Genomic DNA, 12,984 nt, shown 5'->3' on the forward strand with positions numbered 1-12,984 from the left:
GCCCGGTCAGAACCCGGACGGCCGGTGCGGCCACGGCGGCGGGACGGGGACCGGGCCGTCGGGGCGCACCGTCACGCCGGCGCCGTCGGAGCGGCCGCTCAGCCAGCCCAGCAGCGCCCGCCCGGACCCGGAGGCCTCCGGCCCGCCCGCCGTCCAGCCGAGGTCGGCGGACTCCCCGGAGTCGGTCGCGGTGATCCGGTACCCGGCCAGGCCGCCGTACCGCCCGGCCGGCAGCGCGGCCAGGTCGGCGAGCGTGGCGGTCAGCGCCCACCGCACGTACGGCTCGGGCCAGTCGGCGGGCCCGTACCCGGCGGCGAGGTCGACGTGGTGCGCCTCCACCTCGTGCCAGCGGCGCAGCACCGTGTACCAGGCCGGGTGCGGCCATCCCGCCATCGCCGCGACGGGAGCGTTCCACGCGTCGTCCGGCAGCGTGCGCACCTGCTCGGCGAACCGCGCCGCCGACTTCCGCACGTCCTCGGCCAGCTCGTCCGCGCCGCGGCCCGCGCCCGCCTCGATGTCGGCGACGCGGCCCTCCATGCTCGGGTACTGCGGGATCTTCGTGCCCGTCCGCGCCCACTCCAGCAGGTTCCACAGCGAGTCGGCGTTGCGGGCGAGGTGCGTCGCGACGTGCCCGCGGGTCCAGCCCGGGAGCGCCGACGGCCCCCGCAGCTCGTGCTCGGTGAGCCCGGCGATGCGCTCCGCCGCCCGCTCCGCGCCCGCGTCCACCGCGTCGATCGCCAGCCGCCAGGTCTCCATCGCGCCCCCCGCTCTCTGCCGGAGGCACCATCCTGGCGCAGCCGCCGCGCCCGCACCAGAAGGCCCGCGGCGGCCCTCTGGGTGCGTTCCTCCTCGCTCCGGCGGCGCTCCGGGACCACAATGTGGATCATGGAGTACCCCATCTGCGTCACCTGCGGCGTCCAGTACGGCGCTCCCCGCCCCGACTGCCCGATCTGCGAGGACGAGCGCCAGTACGTCGGCTGGGACGGCCAGCGCTGGACGAGCCTGGAGGAACTGCGCGCCGCCGGGCACCGCGGCCGGGTCGAGGAGGAGGGGCCGGACGTCGTCGGCATCGGCACCGAGCCGTCCACCGCCATCGGCCAGCGCGCCCTGCTGGTGCGCGCCCCGTCCGGCAACGTCCTGTGGGACATGGTCACCCACCTCGACGACGACCTGGTCCGCCAGGTCGACGACCTGGGCGGCGTCAGCGCGATCGCGATCAGCCACCCGCACTTCTACGGCTCGATGATCGAATGGGCGCACGCGTTCGACGCGCCCGTGTACATCCACGACGCCGACCGCCGCTGGGTCGCCCGCCCCGATGACGCGGTCGTCTTCTGGGAGGGCGACACCCACGAGCTGGCCGACGGCCTCACCCTGATCAACGCCGGCGTCCACTTCGACGGCGGCCAGGTCCTGCACTGGCGGGACGCGGGCGCCCTGTTCTCCGGCGACATCCTCACGGTCGTCAACGACCGCGACTGGGTCAGCTTCATGTACAGCTACCCGAACCACATCCCGGAGCGGCCCCGCACCGTCCGCCGGGCCCTGCGGCTGCTGGAGCCCTACCAGTTCGACCGCGTGTACGGCGCCTGGTGGCGGAAGATCGTCTACACCGACGGCAAGAACGCCGTCCGCCGCTCCGCCGACCGCTACCTGTCGTTCGCGCTGGACGACGAGTAGGCCGCGCGGCGGGTCACCCGGCGAGCGCCTCGGTGATCGCCGCCCGGTCCTGGTACTCGCGCCAGTGCAAGATGCGGCCGTCCCGCGCCCGGAGCACCACGGCGAAGGCGGCCGACGCCCGCCGGCCGCTCCCGGGCACCGACGCCACCACCGCGTACTCGGCGACGATCACCTCCGGGTCGGCGGTCTCGTGGATCACGACGTCCCGGAACTCCTCGAACGCGACGGGCAGCGCCTCGCGCCCCTGCCGGACCATGGCCGTGACCGCCGCGCGGCCCTCGATCCGCCTGGCGTGGCCCGCGGGCGCGAACGGCATCTCGATCTCGACGTCCTCGGCGAGCATCTCCTCGTCGAACCCGCCCTCGCCCGCGAGGACGTTCCGCTGGAAGCGGGCGAACAGCTCCCGCGGGCCCTGCTCGGACCCCGGTTCCTCGGACAGCGGCGTCTGCTCGGACAGCGGCGTCTGCTCGGACATGCGTCATCCCTTCGGAGCGGACTAACATGAGTCTGAACTCATCTTGCAAAATATGAGTCGCGACTCATCTTGTCAACGGACGGACGGATGACCCCGGACAAGCCCCTGCGCGCCGACGCCCGGCGCAACCGCGCCCGCATCCTCGCCGCCGCCGAGGAGGTGTTCACCGAGCACGGCGCCGCCGCCTCCACCGAGGAGGTCGCCGCCCGGGCCGGCGTCGCCGTCGGCACGGTCTTCCGGCACTTCCCGACCAAGCGCGACCTGCTCGCCGCGATCATGAAGGAGCTCCGGGGGCGCCTCGTCGACCGCGCCGACGCGCTCGTCGCCGGCGGCGATCCCGCCACCGCCTTCTACGAGTACTTCACGTTCCTCGTCGACGCCTCCGCGAACATCGGCCCGGTCATCGGCCTGCTCGCCGAGGAGGGCACCGAGATCGAGCCCGGCGACCAGATCATGGCCCTGGCCAACGCCTTCGGTGCCCTGTTGGAGGCCGCCCAGCGCGCCGGGACGGTCCGCGCCGACGCGCGCCTCGACGAGGTCATGGCCCTCGTCACCGCCGCCGGCCACGGCGCCGTCGCCGGCGGCTGGTCCGACGACCTGCGGCGCCGCACCGTCGCCCTCGTCCAGGACGCCCTCCGGCCCCGGTAGGCGGGTTGCGGTGGCGGGTGGTGTTCGAACACGTGTACGGTGCGAGGGTGCCGCCGGGACCGTCCGGAGACGGGTGGGGCGCGGCACGAAATGCGGCGGCGACCGCCGCTGTTAATGACTCGGGGGATTCTGTCGGACCCCCTGGCTAGCCTGGAGAGCGATCTGTCTCTCCCCATCACCGCGCCCAGAAGAGGAACCGGAAGTACGCCGTGCATGACCGACTCATCGTGCGTGGAGCACGCGAGCACAACCTGAAGGACGTCTCGCTCGACCTGCCGCGGGACGCCATGATCGTGTTCACCGGTCTGTCGGGGTCCGGGAAGTCCAGCCTGGCGTTCGACACGATCTTCGCCGAGGGGCAGCGCCGGTACGTCGAGTCGCTGTCGGCGTACGCCCGGCAGTTCCTCGGGCAGATGGACAAGCCCGACGTCGACTTCATCGAGGGCCTGTCCCCGGCGGTGTCGATCGACCAGAAGTCGACCAGCAAGAACCCCCGGTCGACGGTCGGGACGATCACCGAGGTCTACGACTACCTGCGGCTGCTCTACGCCCGGATCGGGCACCCGCACTGCCCCGAGTGCGGCCGGCCGATCAGCCGGCAGGCGCCGCAGCAGATCGTCGACCGGGTGCTGGAGCTGGAGCCCGGCACGCGGTTCCAGGTGCTCGCGCCGGTCATCCGCGGCCGCAAGGGGGAGTACCTCGAGCTGTTCCGCGAGCTGCAGTCCAAGGGCTACTCGCGCGCCCTGGTGGACGGCGCGATGATCCGGCTGGACGAGCCGCCGAAGCTGAAGAAGCAGGAGAAGCACGACATCTCCGTCGTGGTCGACCGGCTGTCGGTGAAGGACTCCGCGCGGCAGCGGCTCGCCGACTCGGTGGAGACCGCGCTCGGCCTCGCGGGCGGCACGATCGTCCTCGACTTCGTCGACCTGCCCGAGGACGACGAGAACCGCACCCGGATGTACTCCGAGCACCTGTACTGCCCGTACGACGACCTGTCGTTCGAGGAGTTGGAGCCGCGGTCGTTCTCGTTCAACTCGCCGTACGGCGCCTGCCCCGACTGCACCGGTCTCGGCACCCGCATGGAGGTCGACCCCGAGCTGGTCATCCCGGACGGCGAGCTGACCCTCGGCGAGGGCGCGATCCAGCCGTGGTCGGGCGGGCACGTCAGCGACTACTTCCTGCGCCTGCTGTCCGCGCTGGGCGACGCCATGGGCTTCGACCTGAACACCCCGTGGGACAAGCTGCCCGCCAAGGCCCGCAAGGCGATCCTCAACGGGCACGAGACCCAGGTCCATGTCCGGTACAAGAACCGGTACGGCCGCACGCGGTCGTACTACACGGCCTACGAGGGCGTGATCCCCTACATCCAGCGGCGGCACGCCGAGTCCGAGAGCGACTCCAGCCGGGAGCGGTTCGAGGGCTACATGCGGGAGATCCCGTGCCCGACCTGCGAGGGCGCCCGGCTGAAGCCGGTCGTCCTGGCGGTCACCATGGGCGGGATGTCGATCGCCGAGGTCGCGGCCATGCCGATCGGCGAGGCCGCGAAGTTCCTGCTGGCGATGGAGCTGAACGAGCGCGAGAAGCACATCGCCGAGCGGGTGCTGAAGGAGATCAACGCCCGGCTCGGGTTCCTGCTCGACGTCGGCCTCGACTACCTGACGCTCGACCGCGCGTCCGCGACGCTGGCGGGCGGCGAGGCGCAGCGCATCCGGCTCGCGACGCAGATCGGGTCCGGCCTCGTCGGCGTGCTGTACGTGCTGGACGAGCCGTCGATCGGCCTGCACCAGCGCGACAACCACCGGCTGCTGGAGACGCTGATCCGGCTCCGCGACATGGGCAACACGCTGATCGTCGTCGAGCACGACGAGGACACCATCGCCGCCGCGGACTGGGTGGTCGACATCGGCCCGCGCGCCGGCGAGCACGGCGGCGAGATCGTGGTGTCCGGCACGGTGGACGACCTGCTGAAGTCCGAGCGCTCGCTGACGGGCGCGTACCTGTCGGGCCGCCGGTCGATCGAGGTGCCGGAGATCCGCCGCCCGCGCACCCGGGGCCGCGAGGTCACGGTGAAGGGCGCGCAGCAGAACAACCTGCGGAACGTGGACGTGGCGTTCCCGCTGGGCGTGCTGACCGCGGTGACCGGCGTGTCCGGGTCCGGCAAGTCGACGCTGGTCAACGACATCCTGTACAACTCGCTGGCCAAGCAGCTGAACGGCGCGAAGACCGTCCCCGGCAAGCACCGGCGGGTGAACGGCGTCGACCAGCTCGACAAGGTCGTGCACGTCGACCAGTCGCCGATCGGGCGGACGCCGCGCTCCAACCCGGCGACCTACACCGGCGTGTTCGACCACATCCGCAAGCTGTTCGCGCAGACGACCGAGGCGAAGGTGCGCGGCTACCAGCCGGGCCGGTTCTCCTTCAACGTCAAGGGCGGCCGCTGCGAGAACTGCTCCGGCGACGGCACCATCAAGATCGAGATGAACTTCCTGCCGGACGTCTACGTCCCGTGCGAGGTGTGCCACGGCGCCCGCTACAACCGGGAGACCCTCGAGGTCCACTACAAGGGCAAGACGATCTCCGAGGTGCTCGACATGCCGATCGAGCAGGCCACCGAGTTCTTCGAGCCGATCAAGGCGATCCACCGGCACCTGAACACCCTGAACGAGGTCGGCCTCGGCTACGTCCGGCTCGGCCAGCCCGCGCCGACGCTGTCGGGCGGCGAGGCGCAGCGCGTCAAGCTGGCCGCCGAGCTGCAGAAGCGCTCCACCGGCCGGACGATCTACGTGCTGGACGAGCCGACCACCGGCCTGCACTTCGAGGACATCCGCAAGCTCCTCGGCGTGCTGAACGGCCTGGTCGACAAGGGCAACACGGTGATCGTGATCGAGCACAACCTCGACGTGATCAAGACCGCGGACTGGATCGTCGACATGGGCCCGGAGGGCGGGTCGCGCGGCGGCACCGTCGTCGCCACCGGCACCCCGGAGGACGTGGCGAAGGTCGAGGGCAGCCACACCGGCCAGTTCCTCGCCAAGATCCTCGGCTGACCCGACCGACCCGCCCAGATCGCGACGCGGTCCGGCACGGTGGGTCGGTGCGGGGCGCGGCGGCCCGTCCAGGATCATGGGGGCATGACCAACGAAGTGACGCCCGGAGCCCCGCGCGACGACGCGGGGTCCGCCGGGACAGGGGGGCTCGCCCGCCGGACGGTGCTGTACGGCGCGGGCGCGGCGGGCGCCGCGCTCCTCGCGGCGGGATGCGCGACGAACCAGAACAAGGAGCCGAAGGACCTCAGCGGCAAGGAGGTCGCGAAGGCGGCCGACATCCCGGTGGGCGGCGGCAGGACGATCGCCGACAGCAAGGTGGTCGTGACGCAGCCTCGGCAGGGCGCGTTCAAGGCGTTCTCCGCGATCTGCACCCACCAGGGCTGCCTCGTGAACAAGGTGGCCAACGGTGTGATCAAGTGCCCGTGCCACGGCAGCGAGTTCAAGATCGCCGACGGCTCCGTCGCGCACGGCCCCGCGTCCCGCCCGCTGAAGGAGTACCCGGTGCAGGTGAAGAACGGCGGCATCGTCATCAGCTGACCGCCCCCGGCCGGACGCCCCCGGAGATCATCGTTTTTGGTTCGGATTTGAACCGACGCCGCTCCCGCTCCGTACTCCCTGGTGACGCAGGGAGACGGGAACCGAGTTCAGCGGAGGGCGGAGACGATGCCACAGCAGTCCGAGACGCGGGCGGACGCGACCGATCAGCAGGCCGGGCCCGCGGCCGGAGAGCCGCCGGCCGGGCCGGCCGGGGCCGGGGCCGCCGAGGGTCCGGCGCCGGCGGGCGGGTCGCGCCGCGGCCTGCTCATCGGGGCGGGGCTCGCGGGCGTCGCCGGGCTGGCGGCCGCGTGCGGCGGGTCGTCCGGCGGCGGTGACAGCGCGGACGGCGGCAGCGGCGGGGGCGGCGGGGGCGGGGGAGCGCTCGCCTCGACCGGTGACATCCCGGTCGGCGGCGGCAAGGTCTTCGAGTCGGAGAAGGTCGTGGTGACCCAGCCGGCGCAAGGGGAGTTCAAGGCGTTCTCGGCGACCTGCACCCATCGCGGCTGCACCGTCGGCTCGGTGTCCGGCGGCACGATCAACTGCCCGTGCCACGGCAGCAAGTTCAAGATCTCCGACGGGTCGGTGGCGCGCCCGCCTGCGGACAAGCCGCTCGAGGAGAAGAAGATCACCGTGCGGGGCGGGAAGATCAGCCTCGCCTGAGCGACACCGCTCCGGACCTCGTCCGCGCCGGGCCGCCGCCGTCCTCGGCGGAGGCCCGGACGTGGTCGTCGACCTCGCCGCCCCGCATCTCGCGGTCCCGCGCGCGGGGATCGGTCGCGGTGATGTCGGCGGCCTCGTCGTCCGAACCCCCGTCCGGCCCGTCGTCCGGCCCTCGGCCCGGCCCGTCGGCGGCGCCCCTCCGGGCGTCGGCGAGGTCGTCGTCGGTGCGGAAGCGGGGGAGCGCCTGGGGATGGTGCTCGCGGATGTAGGCGATGAGGTGCTCGCGGACGTCGCAGCGCAGGTCCCAGGCGCTCGCCGAGTCCGCGGCGCTCATCAGCGCCCGCATCGTGACCAGGCCGTTCGGCTGGACGTCCACGGCCTGCAGCACCCATTCGCGGCGGTCCCACAGCGGGTTCTCCTGCAGCATCGCGTATAGCTCGGTGCGCAGCTCCTCGATCGGGACCGTCCAGTCGACGTGCAGCTCCACCGAGCCGATCACCCGGCTGGTGTGCCGGGTCCAGTTCTCGAACGGCTGCTCGGTGAAGTAGGAGACGGGCAGGATGAGCCGCCGGTCGTCCCACAGCCGGACGACGACGTACGACAGCGTCAGCTCCTCGACGCGCCCCCACTGGCCCTGCACGACCACCACGTCGTCGAGCCGGAGCGCGTCGCTGAAGGCGATCTGCAGGCCGGCGAGGAGGTTGCCCAGCGTCGGCCGGGCCGCGATCCCGACGACCAGCCCGGCGACCCCCGCGGACGCCAGCACCCCCGCGCCGACCGCCCGCACGGCCGGGAACGTGAACAGCGCGGCGCCGACGGCCAGGATGACGACGACCAGGGCGGCGATGCGGCGCAGCAGCATCATCTGGGTGCGGGCGCGCCTGGCCCGCCGGTTGCGCTCGCCCTCGATCCGCATCAGCCGGGCGAGCGGCGGGTCGGTGAGGGCGTAGGTGATGCGCAGCACGAGCCAGGTGGTGACGCCGATCACCGCGATGTGCATGACGTGCCGGACGAGCCCGTCGGAGTGGTCGTTCATGTGCTGGTACGGCATCGCCGTGCTCGCGCTGACCACCACGGCGAACGCGAAGGCCGGCGCGGTGCAGCGCCGGGCGACCCGGCCGACGCTCGGCCAGTGCCTCGACAGCGGTCCGGCCAGCAGGCGCCGGCCCCCCTCCACGATCACGACGGACACCCCGACGACGACGGCGAACGTGATCCAGGCCCACAGCGCGGACACCTGCGGTACGACCCCCTCCGAGCGTGCGAAAAACCCGACCGGACGTCTCTTTCCACTCCCATTACGAACATCCGCCCAAAATGGGGAGATCTCCATCACCCCAGGCCAGGGCGGCCGGGCGCGCCGGGTGTCGGCGGCGCCCACTAGGCTTCATGATGTGGCAGATCCGGCGACCTACCGACCCGCACCGGGCTCCATTCCGGAGTCTCCCGGGGTGTACCGATTCCGCGACGAGCACGGCCGGGTCATCTACGTGGGCAAGGCCAAGAGCCTGCGCTCGCGGCTGAACTCCTACTTCGCCGACTTCTCCGCGCTGCACCCGCGCACGCAGACCATGGTGCAGACCGCGGCCCGGGTCGACTGGACCGTGGTCGGCACCGAGGTCGAGGCCCTCCAGCTCGAATACTCCTGGATCAAGGAGTTCGACCCCCGGTTCAACGTCCGTTACCGCGACGACAAGTCCTATCCCTATCTCGCGGTCACCCTCAACGAGGACTTCCCGAGGGTGATGGTGATGCGGGGCGCCAAACGGAAGGGCGTGCGCTACTTCGGGCCGTACTCCCACGCATGGGCGATCCGGGAGACGGTCGACCAGCTCCTGCGCGTGTTCCCCGTCCGCACCTGCAGCGCCGGGGTGTTCAAGCGCCAGCACCAGCTCGACCGCCCCTGCCTGCTCGGCTACATCGGCAAGTGCTCGGCGCCGTGCGTCGGGCGCGTCTCCCCGGACGAGCACCGCCTGCTCGCCGAGGACTTCTGCGACTTCATGGCCGGCAACACCGGCCGGTTCATCAAGCGCCTCGAACGCGACATGCGCGAGGCCGCCGCGTCGCAGGAGTACGAGCGGGCCGCCCGGCTCCGCGACGACATCCGCGCGCTGGAGCGGGCGCTGGAGAAGCAGGCGGTCGTGCTGGCCGACACCACCGACTGCGACATGATCGCCTTCGCGGAGGACGAGCTGGAGGCCGCCGTCCAGGTGTTCTACGTGCGCGGCGGCCGGATCCGCGGGCAGCGCGGCTGGGTGGTCGACAAGGTCGAGGAGGTCACCACCGCCGACCTCGTCGAGAACTTCCTGATCCAGATCTACGGGGAGAGCGAGTCGGTGCCCCGCGAGGTCCTCGTCCCGGCGCTGCCGCCGGACGCCGACGCGATGACCGAGCTGCTGGCCGAGCAGCGCGGCGGGCCCGTCCACCTGCGGGTCCCGCAGCGCGGCGACAAGAAGACCCTGCTGGAGACGGTCGCCCGCAACGCCCACGAGGCGCTCAAGCAGCACAAGACGCGCCGCGCGTCCGACCTCACCACCCGCAGCCGGGCGCTGCAGGAGCTCCAGGAGGCCCTGGAGCTGGACGAGGCGCCGCTGCGGATCGAGTGCTACGACGTGTCCAACCTGCAGGGCACCAACGTGGTGGCGTCCATGGTCGTGTTCGAGGACGGGCTGGCCCGCAAGAGCGAGTACCGCCGGTTCACGATCAAGGCGGTCGAGGGGCAGGACGACGTCCGCTCCATCCACGAGGTGATCACCCGGCGGTTCCGGCGCTACCTCGCCGAGAGCGAGAAGATGGGCGAGCTGGACACGCTCGGCGACCCGGAGGACGGCGCGGAGGAGGGCGCGCACCAGCCGATCGACCCGGAGACCGGCAGGCCGCGCAAGTTCGCCTACCCGCCGCAGCTCGTGCTCGTCGACGGCGGCCCGCCGCAGGTCGCCGCCGCGCAGCGGGCGCTGGACGAGCTCGGCGTCGACGACATCGCCGTCTGCGGCATCGCCAAGCGGCTGGAGGAGCTGTGGCTTCCCGGCGAGGACGACCCGGTGATCCTGCCGCGCAACAGCGAGGGCATGTTCCTGGTCCAGCGGGTCCGCGACGAGGCGCACCGCTTCGCGATCACCTTCCACCGGCAGCGGCGTTCCAAGGCCATGACGGTGAGCGAACTCGATAGTGTTCCGGGTCTGGGCCCGTCGCGGCGTGCGGCCCTGCTGAAGCATTTCGGCTCGGTGAAGCGGCTGAAGGAGGCCACGCCCGAGCAGGTCGCGGAGGTCCCCGGCATCGGGCTGCGCAGCGCGGAGAGCATCGTCGCGGCGCTGCACGGGGCGTCCGTCCCGGCGCGCGGCGCCGGAGGCGGCGACGCGGGGGACGGCGGGGCCGGCGCCGGGACCGCCGCGGACGGCGCGGCCCAGGGGCGGAACGGGACCGGCGGGGGCCGGCGGCCCGACGGGGGCCGGAAGACCGACGGGGAGCACGGGGGGAAGCGGACATGACCAGCGAGTCAAAGATTCCGGACATCGTCATCGTCACGGGGATGTCGGGGGCGGGCCGCAGCACCGCGGCCAAGTCCCTGGAGGACCTCGACTGGTACGTGGTCGACAACCTGCCGCCGGGGCTGCTGGCCACCATGGCCGACCTCGGCGGCCGGGTGAAGGACGCGGTGCCGCGCATCGCCGTGGTCGTCGACGTGCGCAGCCGCGCGTTCACCGACGACCTGCACTCCTCGATCGCCGAGCTGGAGGCGCGCGGCGTCCACCCCCGCGTCGTGTTCCTGGAGGCGAACGACGCCGATCTCGTGCGCCGCTTCGAGAGCGTCCGCCGCCCGCACCCGCTGCAGGGCGACGGCCGCCTCGTCGACGGCATCGCCCGCGAGCGCGAGCTCGTCCGGGAGGTCCGCGCCGAGGCCGACCTGGTGATCGACACCAGCGGGCTGAACGTGCACGAGCTGCGCAACAAGATCATCGGGTTCTTCGGCAACGACACCGGCGAGTCGAGCCTGCGCGCCACCGTGGTGTCGTTCGGCTACAAGTACGGGCTGCCCGTCGACGCCGACCTCGTCGTCGACTGCCGGTTCCTGCCGAACCCGCACTGGGTGCCCGAGCTGCGCCCGAAGACCGGCCGGGACGCCGCCGTCCGCGACTACGTGCTCGGCCAGCGCGGCGCCAAGGAGTTCCTCGACGCCTACGCCGAGGTGCTCCGGCTGCTCGCCGACGGGTACGAGCGCGAGGGCAAGCACTACGTCACGCTCGCCGTGGGATGTACCGGCGGCAAACACCGTAGTGTTGCCATGGCGGAACAGATCGCCGCCCGGCTGCGGGACGAGGGCATCGAGGTGCAGGTCGCCCATCGTGACCTCGGCCGCGAATGAGACCCGCGGCGCTGCCGGGTCCCGGACGGAGAGAGAAACGAACGCGTTGAAGCCTCTCGGCCCGAAGGTCGTCGCGCTCGGCGGCGGTCACGGCCTGTACGCCTCGCTGTCGGCGCTGCGGCGCGTCACCGACCGGCTCACCGCCGTCGTCACCGTGGCCGACGACGGCGGCTCCAGCGGCCGGCTCCGCCGCGAGCTGGGCGTCCTGCCGCCCGGCGACCTGCGGATGGCGCTCGCCGCGCTGTGCGGCGACGACGAGTGGGGCCAGACCTGGCGGGACGTCGTCCAGCACCGGTTCCGCAGCGAGGGCGACCTGCAGGGGCACGCCGTCGGCAACCTGCTGATCGTCGCGCTGTGGGAGCTGCTCGGCGGCGACGCCCCCGACGGCGCGCCCGGCGGGGCCGGCCCCGGCTCCACCGTCGCCGGGCTCGACTGGGTCGGCCGGCTGCTCGGCGCGCACGGCCGGGTCCTGCCGATGGCCGCGGTCCCGATGGACATCGTCGCCGAGGTCCGCGGCGCCGACCCCGCCCGCCCCGACGAGATCACCTACGTCAAGGGGCAGGTCGCGTGCGCCAGCACGCCCGGCTCCGTGCTCGGCGTCTCGCTCGTCCCCGCCGACCCGCCCGCCTGCCCCGAGGCGCTCGCCGCCGTCGACGACGCCGACTGGATCGTGTTCGGCCCGGGGTCCTGGTTCACCAGCGTCCTGCCGCACCTGAAGGTCCCCGCGCTCGCCCGCGCGCTGACCTCCAGCCGCGCCCGGCGCGTCGTCGCGCTGAACCTCGCGCCGCAGCCCGGCGAGACCGACGACTTCTCCCCCCAGACGCATCTGGAGGTCCTCCAGGCGCACGCCCCCGACCTGCGCGTCGACGTCGTCCTCGCGGACGCCGGCGTCGTGGAGGACACCGACGCGCTCGACAAGGCCGTCCGGCGGCTCGGCGGGCGCCTCGTCCTGTCCCAGGTGGCCGCCGACGACGGCTCGCCGCGTCATGAACCCGCCCGTCTGGCCCAAGCCTTCGTACAGATATTCAGTGACTGACGACCCGGCGGGCCGCGATCGGCCACACTGCTGGAAGTCCGATAGGGGGAGGGTTCATCTATGGCGATGACCGGTGTGGTGAAGGACGAGCTGAGCAGGCTCACGGTCATGAAGCCGTGCTGCCGCAAGGCGGAGGTCTCGACGCTGCTGCGCTTCGCGGGGGGTCTGCACCTGGTCAGCGGGCGCATCGTGATCGAAGCGGAGATCGACACCAACGTGGCGGCGCGCCGCCTCATCAAGGACATCTCCGAGGTGTTCGGGCACACCTCCGAGGTCGTCGTGCTCGCGCCGAGCGGCCTGCGCAAGGGCAACCGGTACGTGGTCCGGGTGTTCCGGGACGGCGAGTCGCTCGCCCGGCAGACCGGCCTCATCGACAACAACGGGCGCCCCGTCCGCGGCCTGCCCCGGCACGTCGTCGCCGGCGCCGCCTGCGACGCCGAGTCCGCCTGGCGCGGCGCGTTCCTCGCGCACGGCTCCCTCACCGAGCCCGGCCGCTCGATGTCCCTCGAGGTGACCTGCCCCGGCCCGGAGGCCGCGC

General features: G+C 72.5%; 12 protein-coding genes. 9 read left to right on the forward strand and 3 right to left on the reverse strand.

The window, feature by feature from the left end:
* Positions 1-6: 6 nt before the first annotated feature.
* A complete protein-coding gene (locus tag ABZ914_RS17695) occupies positions 7-756 on the reverse strand; it encodes a maleylpyruvate isomerase family mycothiol-dependent enzyme (RefSeq protein ID WP_500194046.1) in 750 nt (249 codons plus the stop codon).
* 129 nt (positions 757-885) lie between these two features.
* On the opposite strand from ABZ914_RS17695, the gene ABZ914_RS17700 reads away from it, so the two are divergent.
* Positions 886-1,680, forward strand: coding sequence for an MBL fold metallo-hydrolase (locus ABZ914_RS17700; protein WP_500194048.1), 795 nt, complete (start codon positions 886-888; stop codon positions 1,678-1,680).
* Positions 1,681-1,693: 13 nt separating this feature from the next.
* Here ABZ914_RS17700 and ABZ914_RS17705 read toward each other — a convergent pair whose 3' ends face one another.
* Complete coding sequence (locus ABZ914_RS17705; protein ID WP_500194049.1) at positions 1,694-2,155, reverse strand: nuclear transport factor 2 family protein; 462 nt, start codon at positions 2,153-2,155, stop codon at positions 1,694-1,696.
* An 87-nt stretch (positions 2,156-2,242) separates the two neighbouring features.
* Between ABZ914_RS17705 and ABZ914_RS17710 the strand changes: the two genes are divergently transcribed.
* The 4 genes from ABZ914_RS17710 to ABZ914_RS17725 all read left to right on the forward strand — a co-directional run bounded on the left by ABZ914_RS17710 (position 2,243) and on the right by ABZ914_RS17725 (position 7,047).
* Positions 2,243-2,803 carry a TetR/AcrR family transcriptional regulator gene (locus ABZ914_RS17710; RefSeq protein ID WP_500194051.1) on the forward strand — a complete coding sequence of 187 codons (561 nt, stop codon included), beginning with the start codon at positions 2,243-2,245 and terminating at the stop codon, positions 2,801-2,803.
* Positions 2,804-3,012: 209 nt separating this feature from the next.
* Positions 3,013-5,850 carry an excinuclease ABC subunit UvrA gene (gene uvrA / locus ABZ914_RS17715; protein WP_190866264.1) on the forward strand — a complete coding sequence of 946 codons (2,838 nt, stop codon included), beginning with the start codon at positions 3,013-3,015 and terminating at the stop codon, positions 5,848-5,850.
* 84 nt (positions 5,851-5,934) lie between these two features.
* Positions 5,935-6,387, forward strand: coding sequence for a Rieske (2Fe-2S) protein (locus ABZ914_RS17720; RefSeq protein ID WP_387017763.1), 453 nt, complete (start codon positions 5,935-5,937; stop codon positions 6,385-6,387).
* A 126-nt stretch (positions 6,388-6,513) separates the two neighbouring features.
* Positions 6,514-7,047 (forward strand): Rieske (2Fe-2S) protein, encoded by a 534-nt coding sequence (locus tag ABZ914_RS17725; RefSeq protein WP_500194052.1) that lies wholly within the window; start codon positions 6,514-6,516, stop codon positions 7,045-7,047.
* On the opposite strand, the gene ABZ914_RS17730 is transcribed toward ABZ914_RS17725, so the two are convergent.
* Positions 7,034-8,284, reverse strand: a complete 1,251-nt coding sequence (locus tag ABZ914_RS17730) for a mechanosensitive ion channel family protein (RefSeq protein WP_500194054.1) — start codon at positions 8,282-8,284, stop codon at positions 7,034-7,036. The two genes, ABZ914_RS17725 and ABZ914_RS17730, sit on opposite strands and share 14 nt — an antisense overlap.
* 157 nt (positions 8,285-8,441) lie before the next feature.
* Between ABZ914_RS17730 and uvrC the strand changes: the two genes are divergently transcribed.
* The 4 genes from uvrC to whiA form a co-directional block, all read left to right on the forward strand.
* Positions 8,442-10,535 (forward strand): excinuclease ABC subunit UvrC, encoded by a 2,094-nt coding sequence (uvrC, locus tag ABZ914_RS17735; RefSeq protein WP_500194055.1) that lies wholly within the window; start codon positions 8,442-8,444, stop codon positions 10,533-10,535.
* The gene (rapZ, locus tag ABZ914_RS17740; protein ID WP_151542668.1) at positions 10,532-11,410 is read left to right on the forward strand and encodes an RNase adapter RapZ; all 879 of its coding nucleotides are present in this window, start codon (positions 10,532-10,534) and stop codon (positions 11,408-11,410) included. The genes uvrC and rapZ overlap by 4 nt, the downstream gene beginning before the upstream one ends.
* Before the next feature lie 46 nt (positions 11,411-11,456).
* Positions 11,457-12,446, forward strand: coding sequence for a gluconeogenesis factor YvcK family protein (locus ABZ914_RS17745; RefSeq protein ID WP_194736795.1), 990 nt, complete (start codon positions 11,457-11,459; stop codon positions 12,444-12,446).
* Between the two features lie 60 nt (positions 12,447-12,506).
* The coding region (gene whiA, locus ABZ914_RS17750; RefSeq protein ID WP_500194057.1) for a DNA-binding protein WhiA at positions 12,507-12,984 on the forward strand (478 nt) is incomplete at its 3' end.

The organism is Spirillospora sp. NPDC046719 (assembly GCF_040645715.1).
GTDB lineage: Bacteria > Actinomycetota > Actinomycetes > Streptosporangiales > Streptosporangiaceae > Spirillospora.